The sequence below is a fragment of the Martelella lutilitoris genome (genome assembly GCF_005924265.1).
Taxonomy (GTDB): Bacteria; Pseudomonadota; Alphaproteobacteria; order Rhizobiales; family Rhizobiaceae; genus Martelella; species Martelella lutilitoris.
Genome location: NZ_VCLB01000001.1, coordinates 173,135 through 197,398 on the forward strand (window position 1 = coordinate 173,135; position 24,264 = coordinate 197,398).

Consider the following 24,264-nt stretch of genomic DNA (forward strand, 5'->3'; position numbering starts at 1 on the left):
GCACCCCTCTTCGCCTTTTCAGAAAAGACAAAGAGCATTCCGGCGCATGGATGCAGTGAAAACCTTGATTTGCGGAGTCTCCTCCGCATGCATTACGGGTCGAGCCGCTGGTCCACAAGGGCGCGCGCGGCCTGAAACGCGGCCTCTATACCCATTTTGGACGTATCAAGCAAGTGCGCATCGTCCGCTGGGCGCAGGGGACTGTCCTTTCGCCCCATATCCCGCGCGTCGCGGCGGCGGACATCGTCGAGGATCGCATCGAAATCGGCCGTCTCTCCCCTCGCCACGATCTCGTCATAGCGGCGCCTGGCGCGGATCTCGGCATCGGCTGTCACATAAAGCTTCACCGGCGCCTCGGGGCAGACAACCGTGCCAATATCGCGCCCGTCGAGCACGGCGCCCTTGCCAGTCGACGCGAACCGTCGCTGGGCCTCCACCAGCGCGACGCGCACAGCGGGCATGGCAGCGACCTTCGACGCCGCCTCGCCGATATCATGGGCCGAAAGCACCGCGCGGTCGAGATTGGCGAGATCGACACTGGCAGCCATCCTTGCTGCGACCGCCTCGTCGTCCAGCGGCTTTCCCGCGTCGAGGAGCGCCTTCGCGGTCGCGCGGTAGGTCAGCCCGGTATCAAGGTGCGGCAGGCCGTAATGCGCGGCGAGCTTTCGCGCCAGCGTTCCCTTGCCGGCCGCCGCCGGTCCGTCGATTGCGATGACAAAGCCCATGACACCCATTCCGTTCCGTTTGACGCTGACATAGCGCATATGTTTGCAAACCGGAACCGATGAAAACAGAAAGGGCCCGGCTGAGACAGCCAGGCCCAATCCTGAAATGTCGTAAGGAAGGCTTACTCCGAAGCGCTGTCGGCAAGCGCGGGGGCCTTGTCCTTCTTGGCCGGCTTGGACGGCGCGTCCTTGCCGTCATCGCCTTCAGCCTCGGCCTTCGGGGTGCGCCGGCGGCGCGCCGGCTTCTTGGGGGCCTCGGCCTCGCCGGCATTCTCAACGGCTGCAGTGGCATTGTCGTCCTCGCCGGCATTTTCCGCAGCGGCGCGCTTGGTGCGGCGCGGACGGCTGGCGGCGGTCGAACGGCGGCGGGATTTCGCTGCCGGCTGGCCCTCGGCCTCTTCGGCCGCAACCTCGGCCGGCGTTCCGTCGATCACCGGCTGCGGACCATCGGCATCCACCTGCGGCTCCTGCCTGCGCTGCTGTTCCTTGCGCTCGTTGCGCTCGCCACGCTCATCGGACGACGACTGGCTATTGCTGTTGTTGCCCTTCCTGGCCGCAACATCGTCATTGTCGTCGTCGGAGCGGTCGTCACGCTGGTGGCGCTCCTGAAGCTGCGACTGGGCCGCGGCGATGATGCGATTATAGTGCTCGGCGTGCTGGAGATAGTTTTCCGCCATCACCCGGTCGCCCGCCCCTTGCGCGTCACGCGCAAGCGACATGTATTTTTCCGCAACGTGCTGCGCGGTGCCCCGCACCTTCACATCAGGACCGGAACTGTCATAGGTCCGGGTCAGCGGGTTGGCGCCCTTGCGATTGAAGTTATTATTGCCGCCGCGCCCCCGGCTGCGCTTATTCTGCTGTCCTGACCTCATGGAGTATTCACCTGAATTTTCTGTCAATGGTCGAGCTACGCCCTGGCCGTTCCCGCATCAGCGAAACACGGCGGCATAGCCCCGTTGGCAGGGCAAATAACCCGCTGCCATTCGTGGAATCCAAATACCTGAATCACGCAAAAGACGGCATGTCACAATGAACCAACATTGGACGAAAAACCTTGAGACTGCTGCCTGGCGACGAATCGCCCGTTTCGTTCAGTCACCGTTTTGCGTGGCTGCAACCTATCGTGCTTGTTTAAAAATTCCAAGCCCTTTCTTCACCTCATTTGAAAAAGCTCGGAAGCGACCTGATTTTCAGCTTTTCCGGGCACTTGCGAAAATGACAACGCGATCATTTTCGCCCAAATCCTTGTGCGAATCCGTTAGCACGAACCCTTCCGCCGAAAAGATTTCGGTTACCGTATCCTTCTGGTCATAGCCGATTTCAAGCGCGATGACGCCGTTTTCGGCCAGATGTTCCGAAGCTTTCGCCGCAATCGCGCGGTAAGCGTCAAGACCGTCCTTGCCTCCATCAAGCGCAAGGGCGGGATCATGGTCCCGCACCTCGGGCGCCAGTGTTTCGATCACGTCCGAGACGATATAGGGCGGATTTGACACGATCATGTCGTATCGCCCCTTTGCCGCATCGAACCACGGCCCGCGCGCCGTCTCGAAGCGGTCTGCAACACCGTTTATCAAGGCATTGGCGCGCGCCGTTTCAAGGGCGCCGTCTGCAATATCCGTTGCGAGCGCCGTCGCTCCGGCGCAATTTTTCAGGAGAGCGACCGCAATCGCCCCAGTTCCCGTGCCAAGGTCGACGAATCTGGCGGAGCCCTTCCGCCGCACCGTCCGTTCAAGTATGGCAAGCCCCTGCTCGACCAGGATTTCCGTGTCGGGCCGGGGCTCCAGCGTGTCGGCGGACAGGATGAAGTCGAGACCGAAGAACTCGCGCGCGCCGAGAATGCGGTAGACGGGCTCACGGGAAAGCCGCCTTTCGATGGCGGCAGACACGTCCGCCTCTTCGTCCGGCTCAATCTCGCGGTCGCCCTCGGTCATCATCTCGGTGAGGGAAAGACCAAGCACGCCGCTCACGAGATGACGCGCGTCCTCCGCCGGCGTTTCAAGGCCTTTCGCCTCGAAGGCGGCGACGGCCTTGCGATAGAGCGCTGAAAGCGTCGTCACGCCCGCACCCTCAATTGGCCTTCGCGCCGAGAAGCGCGAGCTGGCCGGCCTGATAGTCGGCCACAAGCGCATCGACGATCTCATCGAGATCGCCGGCGATCACGGCATCGAGCTTGTAGAGCGTCAGGTTGATGCGGTGGTCGGTGACGCGGCCTTGGGGAAAATTATAGGTGCGGATGCGTTCCGACCGGTCGCCGGAGCCAACCTGGGCCTTGCGGTCGGCAGACCGCTCGCTGTCGGCGCGCTGGCGCTCCATGTCGAAGAGCTTGGCGCGCAGCACCTGCATGGCCTTTGCCCGGTTCTGGTGCTGGGATTTCTCCGAGCTGGTGACCACGATGCCGGTCGGGATATGGGTGATGCGCACGGCCGAGTCGGTCGTGTTGACGTGCTGGCCGCCGGCACCCGACGAACGCATCGTGTCGATGCGGATATCTTCCTGGCGAACCTCGATGTCGATGTCTTCCGCCTCGGGAAGAACGGCGACCGTTGCCGCTGACGTATGAATGCGACCGCCGGCTTCGGTTTCCGGCACGCGCTGCACCCGGTGCACGCCGGATTCGAATTTCAGCCGCGAGAACACGCCGCGACCGGAGACGGAGGCGATGATTTCCTTGTAGCCGCCGGCATCGCCTTCGCTGGCCGAAAGCACCTCGACCTTCCAGCCCTTGTCGGAGGCGTAGCGCTCATACATGCGGAACAGGTCGCCGGCAAAGAGCGCCGCCTCGGAGCCGCCGGTCCCGGCGCGGATTTCCAGCACGGCGCTCTTCTCGTCCGCCGCATCGCGCGGCAGGAGCAGCAGCTGGATTTCCCCGGTCAGCGCCTCGATGCGCTCCTCAAGCTCCGGCACTTCCATTTCGGCGAGCGCGCGCATCTCCCGGTCGGTCGCACGGTCGGAAAGCAGGCTTTCAAGATCGGCAAGCTCGCGCTCGGCGGACTGGTAGGCGCGGATCTTGGCCACCACCGGTTCAAGCTCGGCATATTCGGAGGCAAGCTTCACATAGGTCTCGGCGTCGGGACCGGACGACATGCGCGCCTCGACCTCGGCAAAACGCCGCTCCAGTTCCCGCATCTTTTCCTGTGGTAGCATCGCCACGGGTCATTCTCTCCGCTTGTTATTGATCTTTATTGCCGCCTGCGTTTTAGAAAACGCCGCTAAAGCGGAATATTGTGCTCGCTGGCAAAACGCTCAAGCAGAGCGCGCATCGGCGTCAGATTGGACGGATCGTCGAGCGCGGCGTTGACGACATTGCTGACGGCCGAGATATCAAGCCCGAGCAGCATGGCCTTGACCGGGCCGATCGCGGTTGCCGACATCGACACCGAACGATAGCCGATGGCAAACAGCGCCAGCGCGGAAATCGGTTTGCTGGCATATTCGCCGCACAGCGTCACAGGAACATTGTTGCGCTCGCCGGCGCGCACGATATCACGCAGCATCCTGAGGAAAGGCTTGCTGATCGTGTCATAGCGGTCGGAAACGCGGGCGTTGCCGCGATCGATCGCCATGAAGAACTGGTAGAGGTCGTTGGAGCCGACCGAGACGAAGTCGACCTCGGCCATCAACTCATCGATCTCGTAGAGCAGCGCCGGCACTTCCAGCATGGCGCCAAGCTCTATTCTGCGCGGCACCCGGTGGCCGAAGCGGGCCATGTGCTGCACTTCCTTGGCCATCAGCGCACGGGCTTCGCGGATCTCGCCGACCTCGGAGACCATCGGCACCATGACCCGAAGCGTCTCGCCGGCGGACGCCTTCATCAGCGCGCGCAACTGCATGCGCAGGAGATAGGGCCGGTCGAGCGCCAGACGGATGGCGCGCCAGCCCATGGCCGGGTTTTCCTCTTCCTGAGAGCGGAAATAGGAGACCATCTTGTCGGAGCCGATATCGAGCGTGCGGAAGGTGACCGGACGGTTGCCCGCGTGATCCAGCACCTGCCGGTAGAAGCTCTCCTGCTCGGCGGCCTTGGGCATGCGCGAGGCGATCATGAACTGCAGCTCGGTGCGGAACAGGCCGATGCCTTCCGCGCCCGAATCATCAAGCTGCGGCAGGTCAACGAGAAGCCCGGCATTCATCATCAGCTTCACGCGGACGCCATCGGCGGAGACCGGATCGACGGATCGCAGCGCCCGGAACTGTTCCTGACGACGCGCCCTGAGCCTCAGCTTTTCCTCATAGGCCGTGATCACGGCATCGAGCGGGCGCACATGCACCTCGCCATCGTCGCCATCGACAATGACGGCATCGCCGTTTTCCACCTGGGCGGCGACGCCGGTCGCCTGGCCGATGACCGGTATGCCCATGGCGCGCGCGACGATGATGACGTGGCTGGTCGCGGCCCCCTCCTCGAGCACGAGACCGCGCAGTTTCTCGCGCGGATAGTCAAGCAGTTCGGCCGGGCCCATGACGCGGGCGACGACAACGGCATCCTCGGGAAAATTCTCCCCGTCCGTATCGACCGCATGACCGGTCAGCTGGCGCAGCAACCGGTTGGCAAGATCGTCGAGATCATGCATGCGGTCGCGCATGAAGGGGTCGGTCAGCCGGATCATCCGCGCCTTGGTATCGCTCTGCACCTTCTCGACGGCGCCTTCTGCCGTCAGCCCCAGCATGATCGCCTCTTCCAGCCGCCGCACCCAGCCGCGGTCATGGGCGAACATGCGGTAGGTCTCCAGCACCTCGCGATGCTCGCCCTCCGACGAGACGTCATTGCGCTGGAGAAGCTCGTCGATCGAAAATCTGAGCTTCTCCATCGCCGCGCGCAGCCGCGCGATCTCCGCGTCGCTGTCCTCGTTGACGAGGTTGTTGATCATGATGCGCGGCTCGTGCAGCACGGCATGGCCAAGCGCGATGCCCTCGCCATAGGCATCGCCCGACAGCGAGACCGAGCGCATCAGATCGAGTTCCATGCCCGGCCGGGTGATCTTCTTCAGGTCGCCAGAGGCAATCAGTTCGGCAAGCAGCATCGCCGCAGTCTGCAGCGCTTCGACCTCTTCCTCGCTATAGGCGTGCTCGTCGGTGTTCTGCACCACGAGAACGCCAAGCGTGCGCCCGGCGCGCAGGATCGGCACGCCCATGAAGGAATGATAGATTTCCTCGCCTGTCTCCGGCAGGTAGCGGAAGGCGGGATGCGACTGGGCGTCGGACAGGTTCAGCGGCCGCGCCGACGCGGCGATCGTGCCGACAAGCCCCTGGCCCATGCGCAGGCTCGCCAGGTGCACCGCATCGCGCTTCAGGCCTTGCGTCGCGTAGAGCTCGAGCACGCTGTCGGCGCGAAGCACGTAGACAGAACACACGGCCGCGACCATGTTGTCGGCGATCTGGCCAACAATGCGGTCAAGGCGGTCCTGCGGCTCCAGCGGCTCGGCCATCAGTTCCCTGAGCCGCTTCAGCAGGATACGCGGGCTCGGTGCTTGGTGGTTCATAGCAGTCTGTCCCCGGTGGAGAAACCGACAAGGTTTCAGGCGGACCGTTCCGAAACGAAGGGGTTTGCGGACAATCCGTTACGGCTTATTTATCGAGACCGTAGCAGGAATGCAAAGTTCTGACAGCAAGCTCGGCATAGGCGCCGTCGATCAGGATCGAAATCTTGATCTCGGACGTGGTGATCGCCTTGATGTTGATGCCCTTCTGAGACAACGCCTTGAAGGCCGACGCGGCAACGCCGGAATGCGAGCGCATGCCGATGCCGATCACCGAAATCTTGGCAAGTTCCGTCTCGCTCTGGATCGCGTCATAACCGATCTCGGAATGCTTGGCGGCGAGCGCTGCCTTGGCCTTTTCCACGTCGGAGGCTGGCACCGTGAAGGTCATGTCGGTGTGGGTGCCGTCCTCGGAAATATTCTGGACGATCATGTCGACATTGACATGGGCCTCGGCAAGCGGCCCGAAAATGGCGGCGGCAACGCCGGGGCGGTCTTCCACGCGGCGCAGCGAGATCTGCGCCTCATCCTTGGCATACGCGATGCCGGTCACGACTTCCTGTTCCAAAATCTCATCCTCGTCGCAAATCAAGGTCCCGGGCGGATTGTCGAAGTCGCCCATGCCCGGCGCATCCGGCGCCTCGAAACTCGAACGCACAAATGTGCGCACTTTATGGACCATGGCCAGTTCGACGGAGCGCACCTGCAGCACCTTGGCGCCCAGCGAAGCCATTTCCAGCATTTCCTCGAAGGCCACCTTCTTCATGCGCTTCGCCTTCGGCTCGACGCGCGGGTCGGTGGTGTAGACACCGTCGACATCGGTGTAGATATCGCAGCGATCGGCGTGAACGGCGGCGGCGATGGCGACGGCGGAGGTATCCGAGCCGCCGCGCCCGAGCGTCGCGACCCGGTTGTCCGGGCCGATGCCCTGGAAACCGGCGCAGACGGCAACCTGCCCCTCGCCCATGCGCTTGATGATATCCGAACCGTCGATATCGGCGATACGGGCCGCGCCATGGGTGCTGTCGGTTTTGATCGGTATTTGCCAGCCCTGCCATGAGCGGGCGTTGACGCCCATGGACTGCAGCACGATGGCCAGAAGCCCGGAGGTCACCTGTTCGCCTGAGGCAACGACCACGTCATATTCGCGCGCATCATGCATCGGCGAGGCTTCGCGGGTCCACTCGACCAGTTCATTGGTCTTGCCGGCCATGGCGGAAACGACGACGGCAACCTCGTGGCCGGCATCGACCTCGCGTTTGACATGGCGCGCCACATTGCGGATTCGCTCGATATTGGCGACAGAGGTACCGCCGAATTTCATGACAATGCGGGCCATATTCCAACACTCGAATTCAAAAACGTCCGAAAGCGATGGCGGACGCGACACCATGGCTGTCCTATGGCGACCGGTCGACGGCCCGTTCTGGTCGCGACCGGATACTGAAGCCGGGAAAGCTGCGGTTTCTTAGCGAAATCGAACCCGGCGCGCAATGGCGCTTGGCAAGAGTTTGTCGGGTGTCCCGATCGGAAAGCGGCTATTTTTTCGAAAGCCCGGTCGCCATGACCACCGGGCCGCCGTCCGCATGCCCGAAAAACGCCTCGACGCCATAGACGCGCCGGAGGATTTCCGGTCGCAGCACCGCAGACGGCGGCCCGTCGGCGACGACGCATCCCTGCGAAAGCACCACCAGGCGCGTGCACCAGCGAGCGGCCAGGCCCAGGTCATGCAGCGAGCAGACCACCGACCGGCCTTCATTGAGAAGCGATGCGAATACCTCCATCAGCGCGATCTGGTGCGCCGGATCGAGGCCGGCCACCGGCTCGTCGGCGATCAGCAGCGGCGTTGCCTGGGCAAGCGCCCGCGCGATCAGCACCCGCGCGCGCTCCCCGCCGGAAAGCGTGTTCGCCCGCCGTTCGGCGAGCCCTTCGACGCCCATGCGCGCCATCGCCCGGGCGACAATCTGGCCGCCGGCGTAATCGCCGAAGGCCGAGCAATCGCGCCAGGGCTGGCGCCCGAGGCCGACGATATGTCGCACCGCCACCGCCCAGGCGATCTCGTGGTCCTGCGGCAGGTAGGCGACCGCGCGGGCGCGTTCGAGCGGCGTCATACGGGCAAGCGGCCTGTCCATCAGCTGCACGTCGCCGGCCGCGCGGATGAGGCCGAGGCAGGCCTTCAGAAGCGTCGTCTTGCCGGCGCCGTTCGGCCCGATCAGACCGACAAGCTCGCCATGGCCGACGGAAAGGGCCACATTGTCGATGATGGCGCGGCCGCCAATGCGTACGGTGAGATTTTCAGCGCCAAGCAGCATCAAATCAGCTCCCGCCTTGTCTTGAAGATCAGCCACAAGAAGAAGGGCGCGCCGATGAGCGCCGTCACGACGCCGATCTTCAGGTCCCGTTCCGGCGCGATGAAGCGCACGGCGACATCGGCCGCCAGAAGCACCGCCGCGCCGCCAAGCACGCTGGCCGGCAAAAGCCTGGACGGCACCGCGCCGACGAGCGGGCGCAGGAGATGCGGAACCACCAGGCCGACAAAGCCGATCGTGCCGGAAACGGCAGTCGCAGCCCCGACACTTGTCGCCACGCCCCAGATCACCAGCCTATCCGTGACTTTCGGCGATATGCCGAGACTTTGCGCCGCTTCGTGGCCGATCGTCATCGCGTCAAGCGCGCGCGCGGATGAAAACAGCAACGCCCAGCCGAGCGCCATGAACGGCACCGCCAGCCAGAACTGCAGCATGGACCGATCGGCCAGCGAGCCCAGCATCCAGAACATGATTTCCATGGCGGCGAAGGGATTGGGCGAAAGATTGAGCGCCAGCGCCGTCATCGCGCCGGCAAAGCTCGTGACGGCGACGCCCGCGAGAATGATCGACAGGCTGCGCGCCCCGCCGCCGGCGAGAAACCGCACCAGCACGACCGAAAGAAAGGCGAAGACCAGCGCCAGAACCGGCAGCGCCAGCGCGAAAAGCGCTGACAAGCCCGTATAGATCGCGATCACCGCGCCGAGCGAGGCAGAGGCCGTGACGCCGAGCAACCCGGGTTCGGCCAGCGGGTTGCGCAGATAGCCCTGCAGCACCGCGCCTGACAGGCCGAGCGTCGCGCCGATCGTCAGCCCCAGAAGCGCGCGCGGCAGCCGGATCTCCTGCATGATCAGCGCGATCGCCCCGGCATCATCGCTGAAAAGCCCGGAGAGTGCCGCGCGGAAGCCGAAGCCTGCCGGACCGATGGTGAGCGAGGCCATGAACAGCGCCGCCACCAGGAGGCTGAGGCCGGTGAGAAGCAAGACGTAGCGGCCGCGTTCCGTCATGGCGCGTTTCCGGAGCGGAGTTCCCAGCCGCTGAAACGGGCGCCTGCACCGCCATCGTCGGGAAGGCCATTGGCGGCGGCGCGGCTTTTCAGCCTTGCCACGGCCTTGAGATTGAAAGGCCCACCACAGATCGTCAGGCGGCTGTGCAGGTCGACAAGCTGCGCCTTTGCGGCGGCTGCGCGGAAGGCGGGATGGACAAAGGGCGCTTCGGCCAGCGCCGGCGCATCATAGCCGCTGTCCCCGCCGATGATGACGTCGGGCGCGGCCATGACCAGACGTTCGAGCGGCAGGCGGCCGAGCCCGTCAATACCGGCCGAAATCCCGATATTCTCAAGCCCTGCTCTGGCGACGACATCGCCGGCAAGCGTTCCCTCGCCCGAGGTATAACCGTTGGCAAAATAGAGCGCTGCGGTCTTGTGGCTTGCGGGCGCGGCGGCAAGCGCCGCAAGCGTCTCATCCATATCCGCGACAAGCCTTCCGGCGGCCTGTTCATGGCCGAGAAGATGGCCCATGCGGAGGATGTTCTCGCGGACATCCTCAAGCGAGGCCTCGGGGTCAAACTCGGCCACCGGGATGCCGAGCCGTTTCAAGAGGTCCACCGTCTCGCGCGTGGTATAGCTGCCGGCAAGCACCAGGTCGGGCTTCATCAGGAAGATTTCCTCGGCCAGGCCGTGATTGAGCCTGTAGCCGCTGGCCTCCTCCGCCATCGCCGAAACTGCCGGATCGGCGGCAAGGTTCGACACCGAGACGAGCTGGCCGTCTCCGGCAAGCAGCATCGCCATCTGGTCGGTGCACAGATTGATCGAGACGACGCGGCCGGGCGCGAAGCTCTCATGGTGGGCGAAGGCCGGGCCGCAAACCGGCAGGACGGGAAGGAGGCCGGCGCAGAGGCTCGCGAGCTTCAGGAGATTTCGAGCCGAAAGCGCCGACCGCAACATCTAGAACGTCCTCTGGTAGGAAAGCGTCACCGTGGTGCCGGGCGCCTTGTAGCCATAGGTGGTCTCATAGTCCTCATCGAACAGATTCTCCACCGCGAACTTGACCCTCGCTGCCGGATCGATGTCGTAGAGCGCCGAGACGTTGACCAGCGTGTAGTCGCCTAGCTGCGGATTATAGCTCGATTCATTGGTCCAGCGACTGCCGACATATTCGATATCGGCGTTCAGATTGAGCGCTTCGGTGGCCTGAAAACTTGCCGCCGCCGTGAGCTTCAGCCGGTTCTGGTTGGCGATATAGACATCGTCCGTCTCGTTCTTCGGCAGGCGGTATTCGAAGCCGAAGTCGAGCCCGAGCCGGTCATCCATCAGGGTCTCGGACCAGACGGCCCGCACGCCGGAAATCTTCGCCCTGTCGATGTTCTCCATCGTGCCGATATAGGACGGCGGCGCGGAGACATAGGCGATCATGTCGTCGATATGGTTTTCATAGTAGACGAGATCGATAACCGTGCCGGTCCCCGAATCCCAGTTGATGCCGGCTTCCCAGTTCTTCGATGTCTCGGCATCGAGATCCGGATTGCCCACATAGGAACCGTCATAGGCCCAGTAGAGATCGTTGAAGGTGGGGGCATTGAAGCCGGTCGAATAGGAAGCGCGCGCCGTCAGGCCGGGCAGGAGCTCATAGCCCAGGCCGAGATTATAGGTAAGCGCGCCGCCGAACTGTTCGTCGGCATCATAGCGCAGGCCGGCGTTCAGCGTCAGCGCCTCGTATTCGAGGCCGTACTGGCCGTAGACCGCGCCGACATTGCGGCCGGTCTCGGTGTAGTCGACGGAACTGTCCACCGTCTCGCGATAGGCCTCGCCGCCAAGGGTGAAGCTGTTGAGCGCGTCGCCGGCGATCACCTCCTTCGTGGTCGATGCCGAAAGGCCGAAACGGTTGGTATCGTAATGCGTTTCGGCTTCCGGATGGTCGTCGCGGAAGTTCTTCTGGTAATCGAAGGCCGAATAGATCTCGAAGACGGAGGACCAGTCATCGGAATGATCGAGTTCCGCGCCGAGCTTGAAGGCGGCATTGGTCTGGATCGACTGGTTGGCGCCGTAGACCATGGCGCCGGTCATCCAGTCGGCATAGGGCGCCGCGTCAAAATGCGGATTGGAGCGGGCATAAAAGCCTTCCGAATAAAGCCTGCCCCAGGTGAAGTCCTTGCCGATCGCATAATTGAACGCGCCCTGCAGGAAACCGTCGCGGCCGGGTTCATGGACTGAATTTTCCGGCGTGGTGAAGTCATAGCCCTCGGTTCCAAGCAGCGAGAGGCCGAGGTTGAAATCGACGCCATTGTCAGTGATCCCGCGGGTCGCAATCGTGCCGAAACCGCCCCAGGGCCAAGTCACGCCGGTCTCCACCGTGGTGCAGATTGCCTGGCCGTTGGCGCAGGTCGAGCCGTCCCTGGTGATGATGTTGACGACGCCGCCGATCGCATCGGCGCCCCATTCGGCGGAATGCGCGCCCTCGGCGATCTCGACCCGTTCGATCGCCGACAACGGAATATTGGCGAGATAGGCCGAACCGCCGGTGGCAGAGGCCACCCGCATGCCGTCGACAAGCACCAGCGTCTGCGACGCGCTGGCGCCGCGCAGCGTGACCGTCGCCTGCGCGCCCTGGCCGCCATTGGCAGTGATGTTGACGCCCGGATATTTCCTCAGCAGCGACGGCAGGTCGGGCGCTGCCGATCTTTCGATGTCCTCCTTGTCGATCACGGTCACCGTCGAGGTCGACTGCAGGATCGTGGTAGGACGGCGCAGCGGCGTGGTCACATAGACCGGCTGCAGTTCGATCACGCCGTCTTCGACGGGCGCGGCATTCTGGGCAAGCGCCCCTTGCGTTGGCATCAGGATCAGGAATGCGGCAGAGGCCGCAAGCATAAATTTCTTCATTGACTATCCCCAAGCGGCTGGCGTGAAGCCAGCCGAAAAGCCCGTCGGGGAAGAGATGCGGCGGCAAAACCCGGTCGCGATCCTGTCCCGTCGGTGGCAACATCGTTTCGAAATGTCACCGCGACGGCAGACCGCGCCAAAACAAGAACCCCGTGTTCCGGCATGGGTGACGGGATCGGGCAGGTCTCCTGGCTTCCGCGTCATCGCCATTGTTTCCGTCTTCCCGGATTAATCCAGTGACATTTGGAAACGGCTCAGCGGCTACAGTTGCGGGGGCAGCCACGGATGGGGCGAAAGGCCCTGTCCCGTGTTCCCTTTTCATCCGTCCTTTCGAACGGAACCTGATCCGCGCGCAATCTATGCGGCGGCGCGCCGCCAAGTCAACGACGAGAGACGTGCGAAATGTTGAGACAAATTCAACCTATTGCGTTTCGGCCACAGCTGCGATCACACCAGAACAGGCTGGTTGTGCATGTCCTCGGAGCCGAAGAACTTCAGGTAGCGCTCGACTTCCTTCGGGTCTCCGGTCGCCTTTTGCGGATTGTCGGAAAGTTTGACCGCCGGGCGGCCGTTGGCGTCGGAAACCTTGCAGACGATCGAGATCGGCTTCAGCCCGCCGACGCGGTGCGGCGCGCAGCCGATGAAGTCATTGGTGAGATTGGTGCCCCAGCCGAAGCTCATGCGCACCCTGCCCTGGAAATGCTTGTAGGCTTCGATGATCGCGTCGACATCAAGCCCGTCGGAAAAGATCAGGATCTTTTCGCGCGGATCGCGGCCCATCTTTTTCCACCAGTCGATGATCTTCTCGCCGCCCTCGATCGGCGGTGCGCTGTCGGGGCGGAAACCGGTCCAGTCGGCAACCCAATCCGGCGCGTTGCGCAGAAAAGCGGTGGTGCCGTAAGCATCGGGCAGCGCGATCAGCAGATTGCCGCCGTAAAGCTTGTTCCAGTCCTGCATCACCTTGTAGGGCGCTGCCGCAAGCTGCTCGTCGGTTTCGGCGAGCGCTGCCGCAACCATTGGAAGCTCGTGCGCATTGGTGCCGACTGCCTCCAGATCGGTATCCATGGCCAGAAGCACGTTGGAGGTGCCGGTGAAGGCCGGGCCGATCCCTTCCTTCAGCGCTTCCACGCACCAGCGCTGCCAGAGGAAGGAATGCCGGCGACGCGTGCCGAAATCGGAAATCCTCAAGCCTTCGAGCGCGGCCAGCCGCTCCACCTTCGCCCACATCTTCGCCTTGGCGCGGGCATAGGTGACGTCGATGGTGAAGAGACCAAGGTCCTTCATCGCCGCGCGTGAGCGCAATTCATTGATGATGCACAGCGCCGGGATCTCCCACATCGTGGTTTCCATCCAGGGACCGTGAAAATCGAGCTGATACTGGCCGTCGCGCTTGGTCAGTTCATATTCGGGCAGGCGGAAATTGGCGAGCCAGGTCAAAAATTCCGGCTCGAAGATCTGCGAGCGACCGTAAAAGCTGTTGCCCGCAAGCCAGATCATTTCCTTCTTGGTGAGCCTGATCTCGCGCGCATGGTCAAGCTGCTCGCGCAACTCGCTCTCGTCGATCTCGTCGGCAAGGCGCACCGAGGTCGTCCGGTTGATGACAGAGAATGTCGCATTGACGTCCGGATAAAGCTTCCAGATCATCTGCAGCATCAAAAGCTTGTAGAAATCGGTATCCAGCAGGCTGCGGATGATCGGGTCGAGTTTCCAGCTATGGTCGTAGACCCGCGTTGCAATATCGGTCTTCGGCATCGCTCTTCGGCCTTTCGAGCCGCCTCTCAGGCGAAAAAAACGCTGGAAAGAGCCGCCATGCCGCCCTTTCGGGCCCATGACTTAGCTGCAAAGGCGATGAAAAGTCCAGAGCCGTTTTGCTCGAATTGAGCTTTACTGGGCCGGCGCCTGTTCCGTCTGGGCTGCGTCTTCGGTCACGGTCTCGACCGCGGGATCGCCGCCGCGCGGGGCGAAGAGTTCCACAGCGCCCCAGACCAGAAAGGCCAGGACCAGACCGCTGGCCAGAATGACGAGCACCGGTCGTCCGCGCTCGGAGTGACGGGCTTCGGTCGGGGTCACGTCGACCTCGACATCATCAGACCGGCTTCCCGTCTTCTTTTTTTCAACCATTGTCTACCTCCCTTATCGTTTCTCCTGCGGAGAGAATCAGCCCGCACCGGGCGCGCCGAACAGCCACGAGGCACCGCCCCAGATCAGCACCACGGCGACCATGACGGCGATGATGACCATGATCACGGCCCGGCCGCGATTGAGGTGCCGCTTCTCGGTCTCGGACACGCGCGTGTCGTCCTCGCTCTTCTGCGGATAATTGTTCTCGCCCGGATAGGTGACAGGGCGGCCTTCCTTCGGATCGAAATGCGTCGTCATGTCGTTCTCCCTCCCCTCCGTGCAATCGACGGAAGTGGATCTAAAGCGACAAAACGTCGGGACGCGGGTCTTTGTTCCGAAACGGTCAGTAGCCAGCAGTGCGATCAACGACATGCTGCAGGGGCAGACCGGCTTCGAACCGGGCGATCTGGCGTTCCACATGGGCAAAAAGCGCCCGCACATCGGTATCGGACGCCACATGCGGCGTGACGACGACCCGCTCATGCGCCCAGAGAGGGCTTGTCGCGGGCAGCGGCTCGGTTTCGAACACATCGAGCGAGACGCCGTGAAGCAGGCCCTCGTCCAGCGCCGCGAGGATATCGGCCTCGACCTGCGAACCGCCGCGTCCGGCATTGATGAAGACGGGGCGCACAAGCGGACCGGAACGGCGGAGCGCTTCAAACAGCGCGCGATTGAAGATTCCGACCGTCTCATCGGTCAGCGGCAGAAGGCCGACGAGGATGTCCGTCCTGGCAAGAAATTCGTCGAGGCCTCCGGCATCGAAACATTCAACGCCATCGATCTCTTTCTTGCGGCGCGACCAGCCGATCACGTTGAAGCCCATGATCTTCAGCTTCGCCGCCGCATCCTGCCCCAGAACGCCGAGCCCCATGATGCCGACGGTGAAGTCTCCGGCCTCGGCAGCCGGCAGCGGTTGCCAGTCTTTCTCGGCCTTGAGGCGGGCATAATCCGGCATGCGGCGGGCATGGTAAAGACATTGTAGCACCACATATTCGCTCATCCGGCGCGTCAGCGAGGGATCGACGAAACGCACCAGCGGCACATCCGGCAGGCCTTCCAATGCCAGCACCCGCTCGACCCCCGCCCCGCCGGAAAAGAGAATTTCGAGATTCGGCGCGCGCGAAAACAGATCGTGATCCGGCTTCCACAAGACGGCATAGCGGCAATCGGAAAGATCGCGGCCCTTCGTTCGCGGATCGGCGAGGTCGATCACCGGGCGGTCGGAAAAGCAAGCCCCGAGCGCCTCCACGATCGCCGCGCGGCCGGAGAATTTGAGGTCGATCAGGATGGGGGCTTTGGGCATCGGGACTTCCTATTAGGGTCGGCGTAATGGTCAAGCTTGCGTCGTGAGCAAAACGCTCAATCCGCCTCCACCGGCTCGATATCGAAGGCGGCGGCAAGCAGCGCCCTGGTGTAATCGGCCTTCGGGTTCTCGAAAACCTCCGCCGCCGGACCGCGCTCGACCACCTCGCCGAAGCGCATGACGATGATCTCGTTGGCGAGCGCGCGGACAACCTTCAGATCGTGGGAAATGAACAGATAGGCGAGATTATGCTTTTTCTGCAGGTCGGAGAGCAGATCCACCACCTGCGCCTGTACGCTCATGTCCAGCGCCGAGGTCGGTTCGTCCAGCATGACGAAACGGGGCTTCAGCACCATGGCGCGGGCAATCGCGATCCTCTGGCGCTGGCCACCGGAAAACTCGTGCGGGTAGCGCCAGCGGGTGGCCGCATCGAGCCCGACCTCCTCCAGCGCCGCGCCGACCCGCGCCTCGCGCTCGGCTGCGGTAAGCGAGCGCTCGTGGATTTTCAGACCTTCGGCCACGATCTCGCCGACGGACATGCGCGGCGACAGCGAACCGTACGGGTCCTGAAAAACGATCTGCATCGCCTCACGGAGCGGCTTCATCGCCTTGAAGGAATAGGCGTCGATATCCTTGCCGATGAAGGCGATCCGGCCTTCGGAGCCAATCATCCGCGTCAGCGCCAGACCGAGCGTGGTCTTGCCCGAACCGGACTCGCCGACGACGCCGAGTGTCTCGCCGGCCCTGAGCTTCAGCGAAATGCCGTTGACCGCCTTCACGTGGTCGACCGTCTTGCGCAAAAGTCCGGTCTTGACCGGAAACCAGACCTTCACATTGTCGGCCTCGACAACGACCTGGCGGGAAGGATCATGCGCCGGGGGCTCGCCCTTCGGCTCGGCGGCCAGAAGGTGTTTCGTATAGGCATGCTGCGGATTATCGAAGATTTCGGCGACCGGGCCGTGCTCGACGATCTTGCCGTCGGTCATCACGCAGACGCGGTCGGCGAACTTGCGGACGATGCCGAGGTCGTGGGTGATGAACAACATCGACATGCCGTGATCGCGCTGCAGGCTTTTCAGGAGCTTGAGGATCTGCGCCTGCACCGTGACGTCGAGCGCCGTGGTCGGCTCGTCGGCGATCAGCAGTTTCGGTCGGTTGGCAAGCGCCATGGCGATCATCACGCGCTGGCGCTGGCCGCCGGAAAGCTCGTGCGGGAAGGCGCCGAGCCGTCTCTCCGCCTCGCGGATGCCGACCTCGTGCAGCAGTTCCAGCACGCGCTTGCGGGCCTCCGCCCCGGTCATGCCGGCATGCAGCGCCAGCGTCTCGCCCACCTGTTTTTCCACCGAATGCAGCGGGTTCAGCGAGGTCATCGGCTCCTGGAAGATCTGGGTGATATCGCCGCCACGCACCTGCCTGAGCGTGCGGTCATCGGCCTTCAGCAGATCGCGGCCGGCAAACAGGATCTCGCCGCTCGGATGACTTGCAGCGGGATAGGGCAGAAGCCGGAGAACGGACGCCGCCGTCGCGGATTTGCCGGAGCCCGATTCGCCCACCAGCGCCACCACCTCGCCCGGCATAATATCGAAGGAAATCCGGTCGACGGCCAGATTGTCGGCCTCGCCCTGGCGGAAGGCGACGGACAGATCGCGGACGGATAGAAGCGGCGTGTCACTCATTGGAAGGTCTTCCTCGGGTCGAACGCATCGCGCACCGCCTCGCCAACGAAGACCAGAAGCGACAGCATGATGGACAGCGTGAAGAAGGCGGTGATGCCGAGCCAGGGCGCCTGCAGATTACTCTTGCCCTGATTGACCAGTTCGCCGAGCGAGGGCGAGCCGGGCGGCATGCCGAAGCCCAGAAAATCAAGCGAGGTCAGCGTCACGATCGCGCCCGACAGGATGAAGGGCACGAAGGTGAGCGTGGCGACCATGGCATTGGGCAGAAGATGCCGGAACATGATTGTGCCATTGCCCACGCCAAGCGCGCGCGCCGCCCGCACATATTCGAAATTGCGCGCGCGCAGGAACTCGGCCCGGACAACGGCAACGAAACTGACCCAGGAAAACACCAGCATGACGCCGAGCAGCACGAAGAAGCCGGGCGGCAGGATGGCGGCGATGATCAGCAATATGTAAAGCGTCGGCAGCGATGACCATATCTCGATGAAGCGCTGCATCAAGAGGTCGACCCAGCCGCCAAAATAGCCTTGCACGGCGCCGGCGGTGACGCCGATGACGGCGGAAAACCCGGTGAGCAGCAGGCCGAACAGCACCGAGATGCGGAAGCCGTAGATCACCCGGGCGAGCACGTCGCGGGCAAGGTCGTCGGTCCCGAGCCAGTCCATGTTGCCGAGATTGCAGCCCGGATCATCAACGCCGTCAGGATAACCGGCACAGCGCTCCTCCTTGGTCATCAGCCAGAAGGGCGGGGTCGGCGCCGAATAGGGCACGTTGGAATTGATGGTGCGGTAGGAATAGCGGATCGGCGGCCAGATCATCCAGCCATTGGCCTCGATCTCCTCCTGGATGAAGTCGGAGCGATAATCGGTGACCGCGAGAAAGCCGCCAAACTTCTCCTCAGGGTAATCGACCACCACGGGAAACAGGATCTCGCCCTTGTAGGAGGCGATGATCGGCTTGTCGTTGGCGACAAATTCGGCGAACAGGCTGAGGATGAACAGGAAAAGGAAGATCCACAGCGACCAGTAGCCGCGACGGTTGGCCTTGAAATTCTTCCACCGCCGCGCGTTCATCGGCGAAAGCCAGCCGGTCTTCGGGCGCTTGACCATGTCCTCGGATGCGAGATCGCTCATGTCACACATCCCTCTTTTCGAAGTCGATGCGCGGATCGATCCAGGTGTAGATCAGGTCGGAGACAAGGCCGATGAACAGCCCCAGAAGCGAGAAGATGTAGAGCGTGGCGAAGACCACCGGATAGTCCCGGTTGACCAGCGACAGATAGCCGAGCCGACCGAGTCCGTCGAGCGAGAACACGTTCTCGATCAGAAGCGACCCTGTAAAGAAGGCGAGGATGAAGGAGCCGGGAAAGCCGGCGATCACGATCAGCATGGCATTGCGGAACACGTGGCCGTAGAGCACCTTGCGCTCCGAAAGCCCTTTGGCGCGGGCGGTGATCACATATTGCTTGCCGATCTCGTCGATGAAGGAATTCTTGGTCAATAGCGTCGTCGTGGCGAAAGAAGAGACCGAAAGCGCGATCAGCGGCAGGGTCAGGTGCCAGAAATAGTCGATCGGCTTCTGCCACCAGGGCAGTTCGGAGAAATTATCCGAGACGAGGCCGCGCAGCGGAAACCAGTCAAAGAAGGAACCGCCGGCAAAGAGGATGATCATCAGGATGCCGAGCAGGAAACCCGGAATGGCGAAGCCGATAACGATGACGCCGGAGGTCCAGACATCAAAGCGCGAACCGTCCTTCACGGCCTTGCGGATGCCGAGCGGAATGGAAACGCCGTAGGACAACAACAACACCCAGATGCCGAGCGAGATCGACACCGGCAACTTGTCGATGATCAGGTCGATGACGGAGGAATTGCGGAAGAAGCTCTCGCCGAAATCGAAGGTGAGATAATCGCGCATCATCAGCAGGAAACGCGTCAGAGGCGGCTTGTCGAAGCCGAACTGGGCTTCGAGATCCGCGATCAGTTGCGGGTCGAGGCCCTGGGCGCCGCGATAGTTCGACGACGAGGCGCTGTCGAAACTGTCCATCGCCATGCCGGCGTCCGAACCGCCGGAGATGCGGCTTTCCGCGCCGCCGCCCTGGCCGTTCAACTCGGCGATCACCTGTTCCACCGGCCCACCGGGCGCGAACTGCACGATGACGAAGGAAATCGTCATGATGCCGACAAGCGTCGGGATCATCAGCAGCAGGCGGCGGAGGATATAGGAACCCATTACGCAACGCTCCTGTCGGGAATGATGTCTGCATGCGCCGTCACCCCGGCCTTGAGCCGGGGTCCAGGGCAACCCGAAAAGCGTTTCCGAAACTGCCCGTAACCCCATTTCGGCTTCGTTCTCGTGGCCCTGGATGCCGGCTCAAGGCCGGCATGACGGGAGAGTGAAGCGCGACGTTGCGAAAATGAGACCATCCCGCCAGCCACGACCTTACGGCCCATATGCACTCTCATTCAGCCTCCGTCGACCACCAGGCGGCGGGGAAATCGAGGCCGTATTCGGGGAAACCGGGATGCGTGATCGTGTCCCAATAAGCGATGCGGTAGTCCATGGAATAGTAGAGCGGAACGATGAAGTCGTGGGCCAGAAGCACGCGGTCCAGCGCCTTGGTGGCGGCCACCAGCGTGTCCCGGTCGTCGGCGAACACGACCTTCTCGATCAGCGCGTCAATGCCCGGATCTGAAATACCGGCGTAATTTTCCGAGCCCGGCTGATCGGCCGACAGCGAGCCCCAGTAGTTGAACTGCTCATTGCCCGGGCTCAGGGTCTGGGCCCACAACTCCCAGATCATGTCATAATCGAAATCATTGACCCGGTTCTGGTACTGAGACGTGTCGACCACGCGGATCGCGGCATCGATGCCGAGCTTGCGCAGGTTTTCGACATAGGGCAGGACGACGACCTGAAGGGAAGGGTTGTCGAGCAGGATCTCGAAGGAAAAGGGCTCGCCGGTCTGGGCGTTGACCATCTGGCTGCCGCGCCGCTCGAAGCCAGCCTCCTTCAGCAACTGAAAGGCTTTTTGCAGATTGGCACGGGACTGATCCTCGGTGCCGCCGACGGGCAGTTTGTTGGCGGTGTTGAACACTTCCGGCGGCACCAGATCGCGCACGCTCTCGAGGATCTGCAGTTCCTCGCCCTTCGGCAGGCCGGAGGATGCGAGATCCGTACCGAACCAGAAACTGTTGTCGCGCGAATAGGCGTCGCTCAACTGGTTCTTGTTGATGGTCTCGAAATCGAAGGCATAGATCAGCGCCTCGCGCACGCGCTTGTCGTCAAAGGGCGCGCGGCGGTTGTTGGGCACCAGCGCCTGCATGATGCCGGTCTTGCGCAAGGGATTGGGCACCGCCTCGCGCTTGACCTCACCATCCTTCACCGCCGGGAAATTATAGCCGGTCGCCCAGCGCTTGGCCCGCGTCTCAACCCAGAAGTCGAAGGTTCCGGCGCGAAACGCCTCGAAGGCGACGTCAAGATCGGCGAAATAGAGATACTTCACCGCGCCGAAATTGTTGCGGCCGACATTGACCGGCAGGTCCTTGCCCCAATAGTCGTCTCGCAGCCTGTAGGTGATCGACGAGCCGGGATTGACCTCGGCAATCTCGTAAGGTCCCGAACCGACGATTTTCTCAAGCGTGCTCGCGGACACCTCACGGCCATCCGCGAACCAGTGCTTCGGCAGAACCAAGAGTTGGCCGACGATCTGCGGCAGTTCGCGGTTTCCGGTTTCATCAAAGCTGAAGGTCACCTCGCGCTCGCCCGTCACTTCCGCGCTGACCACGTGGCGATAGTAATTGGCATACATCGCATTGAGTTCTTTCAGCCGCTCGAAGGAAAACACCACGTCCTCGGCTGTCACCGGGGCCCCATCGGAAAAACGGGCCTCTGGATGGAGGCGGTAGGTGACGAAGGAAATATCCTCCGGAACGCGGAAACCCTCTGCGAGCAGGCCGTATTGGGCATCGATCTCATCTTCAGCCGGCGTCATCAGGGTCTCGAAGACAAGGCCGAGGCCAGCGGCTTTCGAGCCGCCATAGGGTATGGGATTGAGCGAATCGAAGGTGCCTGTAGCGTAGTATTTGAGTTCGCCGCCCTTCGGCGCATCCGGATTGACGTAGTCGAAATGGGAAAAATCGGAGGGGTATCGCGGCGTTCCGGTCAGAGCGGATGCATGTTGCCAGCCGCCCTCGCCGTCCTGCGCGAATGCCGCCGGCGCGAGGCCGAACGCGCCTGCGATAACCCAGGCAGCAACCGAGATCGTTTTCCACATGGTTTCAGCCTTTTCCGTTCTTGCTTTTCTCGTTATCGCGACAAGAATAAGCAAATATCGACCCGGGTGCACAAGTGTCGTTTTCGTAAGGCGGCAACGGGGCAGGTCGCAGGGCACGCCGGGAAAGCGCCAACACGCCGGCTTGAGGGAGTTCATGATGCATTGGATGAAGGCATTTGCGGCCGCCCTGGCGCTTGCGGCTTTGGCCCCTTCGGCCGCGGCCCAGGATTTTCCGCCGCCTGCGAAAATCCTGTTCGCCTCCGAGGCCGCGCCGAGCGCCGGTCCGCCGCAATCCTTCGGTTTTTACACGAAAGGCTGCATCGCCGGGGCCGAGGCTCTGCCGATCGACGGGCCGAACTGGCAGGCGATGCGGCTTTCGCGCAATCGCCGATTCGGTCACCCCGATACAATCGCCCTGATTGAGAGGCTGGCAGGCGATGCCGCTCAATATGACGGCTGGCCCGGACTTCTGGTGGGCGACATCTCGCAGCCGCGCGGGGGACCGATGCTTTCCGGTCATGCCTCACACCAGGTCGGGCTCGATGCCGATATCTGGCTGAACCCGATGCCGGACCGGCGGCTGACATTGCGCGAACGCGAGGATATTTCCGCCGTTTCGGTGCTGAAGAATGACGGCACGCTGTTCGTCGATCCCGAAAAATTCACGCCCGCCCATCAACGACTGATCATGCGGGCGGCAAGCTATCCGGAAGTCCAGCGCATCTTCGTCCATCCGGGCATCAAGAAGGCGATTTGCGAAGACTGGACCGGCGACCGCTCGAACCTCGCCAAGGTCCGGCCCTATTACGGTCATCACTACCACTTCCACATTCGCCTGTTCTGCCGCGACGGCTCGCCCGGCTGCAAGGCGCAGAACGCCGTCGACATGAAGGATGATGGCTGCGGCGAACACCTCGCCTGGTGGCTGTCCGACGAACCGTGGGCCCCGGCAAAACCGGTGACGCCTCCGAAGAAGCCGGAAAAACCGGCGCCCAAGCCGACGCGGCCGGCCTATACGATCCTGTCCGATCTGCCGGCGGCGTGCACCGGCGTGCTGGAAGCGCCTGCTCCCTCGCCCCTGCCGGCGGCCGCCGTCACGCCGAAAATTCCCTTGCCGCCCCTGGCCCCCTGGCCGGAGATCGGGCCGGTTCCGCAACCGCGCCCGGCGGAATGACGGCGGCTGCGGCGACAAAGTGCGTTGCGTCTGTCCATCGGCAGCGCCTTTCAAAGCGCTTTGAGTTATTGTATGAACGGCAGGCAGGCCGCGCCCGCTACTCAGGTTGCGGACAGCGCGCCGGCATCTTGCGATTGCCCTTCCGATTTGACGGATGCGGTTGCAAAATAGCCAAACTGAATGCACAGACTGCGCCAGACCTTCAAGAAAGCCCGGGACAGGGCGGAACGCGGAAACACCATGGCCAAAACCTTCAACACCTCGGACCCTCTCTCCTTTCCCATCCTGATCGGCGATATCGGCGGCACCAATGCGCGGTTCTCGCTGCTGGTCGACGCCTATGCCGAGCCGCGCGAATTTCCGATCGTCCACACCGCAGACTTCCCGACCGTCGATGCCGCCATCCAGGCGGGCGTCATGGACAAGACCTCGCTGCAGCCGCGCAGCGCCATCCTCGCCGTCGCCGGCCCCATTCGCGGCGATGAAATTCCGCTGACCAATTGCGACTGGGTGATCAAGCCGAAGGACATGATCAGCGCGCTCGGGCTCGAGGATGTGGTGATCATCAACGATTTCGAGGCCCAGGCGCTGGCGATCGCGAACATGCCCGACGAGTTCCGCGAACCGATCGCGCCGCGTCCGGACACCATGGTCGCCTCGCGCGTCGTGCTCGGCCCCGGCACCGGGCTTGGCGTTGCCGGTCTCGTCCATGCGGAGGAACGCTGGATCCCCGTGCCCGGCGAGGGCGGCCATATCGATGTCGGCCCGCGCACGGATCGCGACTATCAGATTTTCCCGCATATCAAGACCATTGAGGGCCGGGTCGCGGCCGAGCAGATCCTCTGCGGTCGCGGCATGGTGAACCTCTACAACGCCATCTGCGCGGCAGACGGGATCGAGGCCAGGCCCTTTGAGCCGAAGGATGTCAGCCATGCGGGCCTTGACGGTTCCGACCCGCAGGCCGTTGAAACGCTGTCGCTGTTTTCAACCTATCTCGGCCGCATTGCCGGTGACATGGCGATGGTGTTCATGGCGCGCGGCGGCGTTTACCTTGCCGGCGGCATCTCGCAGAAAATCCTGCCGGCGCTGAAGAAGCCGGAGTTCCGCGCCGCCTTCGAGGACAAGGCCCCGCACAACGCGCTGATGCAGTCGATCCCGACCTATGTCGTCACCCACCCGCTCGCGGCCCTTGCAGGCCTTGCCACCTATGCCCGCACGCCGCTGCGCTTCGGCCTCGCGCTTGACGGCCGCCGCTGGCGAGACTGAGCGGAGCGCAGACCAAGATCAACCTTTTCTTCCTCCTGCGCTTCCAATAAAGTCTCACTG

At 62.9% G+C, this 24,264-nt stretch carries 20 protein-coding genes and 1 riboswitch; of the genes, 2 read left to right on the forward strand and 18 right to left on the reverse strand.

The window, feature by feature from the left end:
* Positions 1 to 92 precede the first annotated feature (92 nt).
* The 18 genes from cmk to FF124_RS00910 form a co-directional block, all read right to left on the reverse strand.
* A complete protein-coding gene (gene cmk, locus FF124_RS00825) occupies positions 93 to 725 on the reverse strand; it encodes a (d)CMP kinase (RefSeq protein ID WP_138746579.1) in 633 nt (210 codons plus the stop codon).
* A gap of 122 nt (positions 726 to 847) precedes the next feature.
* Positions 848 to 1,597, reverse strand: a complete 750-nt coding sequence (locus FF124_RS00830; RefSeq protein ID WP_138746580.1) for a DUF4167 domain-containing protein — start codon at positions 1,595 to 1,597, stop codon at positions 848 to 850.
* A gap of 318 nt (positions 1,598 to 1,915) precedes the next feature.
* Positions 1,916 to 2,782 carry a peptide chain release factor N(5)-glutamine methyltransferase gene (gene prmC / locus FF124_RS00835; RefSeq protein WP_246072134.1) on the reverse strand — a complete coding sequence of 289 codons (867 nt, stop codon included), beginning with the start codon at positions 2,780 to 2,782 and terminating at the stop codon, positions 1,916 to 1,918.
* A 10-nt stretch (positions 2,783 to 2,792) separates the two neighbouring features.
* Positions 2,793 to 3,875 carry a peptide chain release factor 1 gene (gene prfA / locus FF124_RS00840; protein ID WP_138746582.1) on the reverse strand — a complete coding sequence of 361 codons (1,083 nt, stop codon included), beginning with the start codon at positions 3,873 to 3,875 and terminating at the stop codon, positions 2,793 to 2,795.
* 59 nt (positions 3,876 to 3,934) lie between these two features.
* The gene (gene ptsP, locus FF124_RS00845) at positions 3,935 to 6,202 is read right to left on the reverse strand and encodes a phosphoenolpyruvate--protein phosphotransferase (RefSeq protein ID WP_138746583.1); all 2,268 of its coding nucleotides are present in this window, start codon (positions 6,200 to 6,202) and stop codon (positions 3,935 to 3,937) included.
* Between the two features lie 85 nt (positions 6,203 to 6,287).
* Complete coding sequence (locus FF124_RS00850; protein WP_138746584.1) at positions 6,288 to 7,538, reverse strand: aspartate kinase; 1,251 nt, start codon at positions 7,536 to 7,538, stop codon at positions 6,288 to 6,290.
* Between the two features lie 199 nt (positions 7,539 to 7,737).
* A complete protein-coding gene (locus FF124_RS00855) occupies positions 7,738 to 8,511 on the reverse strand; it encodes an ABC transporter ATP-binding protein (RefSeq protein WP_425462496.1) in 774 nt (257 codons plus the stop codon).
* Positions 8,511 to 9,512 (reverse strand): FecCD family ABC transporter permease, encoded by a 1,002-nt coding sequence (locus tag FF124_RS00860; RefSeq protein ID WP_138746586.1) that lies wholly within the window; start codon positions 9,510 to 9,512, stop codon positions 8,511 to 8,513. The genes FF124_RS00855 and FF124_RS00860 overlap by 1 nt, the downstream gene beginning before the upstream one ends.
* Positions 9,509 to 10,450 carry an ABC transporter substrate-binding protein gene (locus FF124_RS00865; RefSeq protein WP_138746587.1) on the reverse strand — a complete coding sequence of 314 codons (942 nt, stop codon included), beginning with the start codon at positions 10,448 to 10,450 and terminating at the stop codon, positions 9,509 to 9,511. Before FF124_RS00865 ends, FF124_RS00860 begins: the two co-directional genes overlap by 4 nt.
* Positions 10,451 to 12,385, reverse strand: coding sequence for a TonB-dependent receptor domain-containing protein (locus FF124_RS00870; RefSeq protein WP_138746588.1), 1,935 nt, complete (start codon positions 12,383 to 12,385; stop codon positions 10,451 to 10,453).
* Between the two features lie 161 nt (positions 12,386 to 12,546).
* Positions 12,547 to 12,745, reverse strand: a riboswitch (cobalamin riboswitch).
* Between the two features lie 87 nt (positions 12,746 to 12,832).
* On the reverse strand, positions 12,833 to 14,137 hold the full coding sequence (pncB, locus tag FF124_RS00875; RefSeq protein ID WP_138746589.1) for a nicotinate phosphoribosyltransferase: 1,305 nt from the start codon (positions 14,135 to 14,137) through the stop codon (positions 12,833 to 12,835).
* Positions 14,138 to 14,269: 132 nt separating this feature from the next.
* Positions 14,270 to 14,506, reverse strand: coding sequence for a hypothetical protein (locus tag FF124_RS00880; RefSeq protein ID WP_138746590.1), 237 nt, complete (start codon positions 14,504 to 14,506; stop codon positions 14,270 to 14,272).
* Between the two features lie 36 nt (positions 14,507 to 14,542).
* On the reverse strand, positions 14,543 to 14,764 hold the full coding sequence (locus FF124_RS00885) for a hypothetical protein (protein WP_138746591.1): 222 nt from the start codon (positions 14,762 to 14,764) through the stop codon (positions 14,543 to 14,545).
* Positions 14,765 to 14,849: 85 nt separating this feature from the next.
* The gene (locus FF124_RS00890) at positions 14,850 to 15,809 is read right to left on the reverse strand and encodes a 2-hydroxyacid dehydrogenase (protein ID WP_138746592.1); all 960 of its coding nucleotides are present in this window, start codon (positions 15,807 to 15,809) and stop codon (positions 14,850 to 14,852) included.
* A 56-nt stretch (positions 15,810 to 15,865) separates the two neighbouring features.
* Positions 15,866 to 17,485 (reverse strand): ABC transporter ATP-binding protein, encoded by a 1,620-nt coding sequence (locus FF124_RS00895; protein WP_138746593.1) that lies wholly within the window; start codon positions 17,483 to 17,485, stop codon positions 15,866 to 15,868.
* A complete protein-coding gene (locus FF124_RS00900; RefSeq protein ID WP_138746594.1) occupies positions 17,482 to 18,621 on the reverse strand; it encodes an ABC transporter permease in 1,140 nt (379 codons plus the stop codon). The genes FF124_RS00895 and FF124_RS00900 overlap by 4 nt, the downstream gene beginning before the upstream one ends.
* A 1-nt stretch (position 18,622) precedes the next feature.
* Positions 18,623 to 19,720, reverse strand: a complete 1,098-nt coding sequence (locus FF124_RS00905; RefSeq protein WP_138746595.1) for a microcin C ABC transporter permease YejB — start codon at positions 19,718 to 19,720, stop codon at positions 18,623 to 18,625.
* Between the two features lie 229 nt (positions 19,721 to 19,949).
* Entirely contained in the window at positions 19,950 to 21,764 is a 1,815-nt protein-coding gene (locus tag FF124_RS00910; RefSeq protein ID WP_138746596.1) for an extracellular solute-binding protein, read from the reverse strand.
* Positions 21,765 to 21,921: 157 nt separating this feature from the next.
* On the opposite strand from FF124_RS00910, the gene mepA reads away from it, so the two are divergent.
* Positions 21,922 to 22,938 (forward strand): penicillin-insensitive murein endopeptidase, encoded by a 1,017-nt coding sequence (gene mepA / locus FF124_RS00915; RefSeq protein WP_138746597.1) that lies wholly within the window; start codon positions 21,922 to 21,924, stop codon positions 22,936 to 22,938.
* Between the two features lie 240 nt (positions 22,939 to 23,178).
* Positions 23,179 to 24,204: a glucokinase gene (locus tag FF124_RS00920; RefSeq protein ID WP_138746598.1), complete on the forward strand. Its 1,026-nt coding sequence runs from the start codon at positions 23,179 to 23,181 to the stop codon at positions 24,202 to 24,204.
* The last annotated feature ends 60 nt before the right edge of the window (positions 24,205 to 24,264 follow it).

Coding starts and splice junctions, on each gene's coding strand:
- cmk (WP_138746579.1), bottom strand. CDS start 725: ATGGGCTTTGTCATCGCAATCGACGGACCGGCGGCGGCCGGCAAGGGA.
- FF124_RS00830 (WP_138746580.1), bottom strand. CDS start 1,597: ATGAGGTCAGGACAGCAGAATAAGCGCAGCCGGGGGCGCGGCGGCAAT.
- ptsP (WP_138746583.1), bottom strand. CDS start 6,202: ATGAACCACCAAGCACCGAGCCCGCGTATCCTGCTGAAGCGGCTCAGG.
- FF124_RS00850 (WP_138746584.1), bottom strand. CDS start 7,538: ATGGCCCGCATTGTCATGAAATTCGGCGGTACCTCTGTCGCCAATATC.
- FF124_RS00855 (WP_425462496.1), bottom strand. CDS start 8,511: ATGCTGCTTGGCGCTGAAAATCTCACCGTACGCATTGGCGGCCGCGCC.
- FF124_RS00860 (WP_138746586.1), bottom strand. CDS start 9,512: ATGACGGAACGCGGCCGCTACGTCTTGCTTCTCACCGGCCTCAGCCTC.
- FF124_RS00865 (WP_138746587.1), bottom strand. CDS start 10,450: ATGTTGCGGTCGGCGCTTTCGGCTCGAAATCTCCTGAAGCTCGCGAGC.
- FF124_RS00870 (WP_138746588.1), bottom strand. CDS start 12,385: ATGAAGAAATTTATGCTTGCGGCCTCTGCCGCATTCCTGATCCTGATG.
- pncB (WP_138746589.1), bottom strand. CDS start 14,137: ATGCCGAAGACCGATATTGCAACGCGGGTCTACGACCATAGCTGGAAA.
- FF124_RS00880 (WP_138746590.1), bottom strand. CDS start 14,506: ATGGTTGAAAAAAAGAAGACGGGAAGCCGGTCTGATGATGTCGAGGTC.
- FF124_RS00885 (WP_138746591.1), bottom strand. CDS start 14,764: ATGACGACGCATTTCGATCCGAAGGAAGGCCGCCCTGTCACCTATCCG.
- FF124_RS00890 (WP_138746592.1), bottom strand. CDS start 15,809: ATGCCCAAAGCCCCCATCCTGATCGACCTCAAATTCTCCGGCCGCGCG.
- FF124_RS00895 (WP_138746593.1), bottom strand. CDS start 17,485: ATGAGTGACACGCCGCTTCTATCCGTCCGCGATCTGTCCGTCGCCTTC.
- FF124_RS00900 (WP_138746594.1), bottom strand. CDS start 18,621: ATGAGCGATCTCGCATCCGAGGACATGGTCAAGCGCCCGAAGACCGGC.
- FF124_RS00905 (WP_138746595.1), bottom strand. CDS start 19,720: ATGGGTTCCTATATCCTCCGCCGCCTGCTGCTGATGATCCCGACGCTT.
- FF124_RS00910 (WP_138746596.1), bottom strand. CDS start 21,764: ATGTGGAAAACGATCTCGGTTGCTGCCTGGGTTATCGCAGGCGCGTTC.
- mepA (WP_138746597.1), top strand. CDS start 21,922: ATGCATTGGATGAAGGCATTTGCGGCCGCCCTGGCGCTTGCGGCTTTG.
- FF124_RS00920 (WP_138746598.1), top strand. CDS start 23,179: ATGGCCAAAACCTTCAACACCTCGGACCCTCTCTCCTTTCCCATCCTG.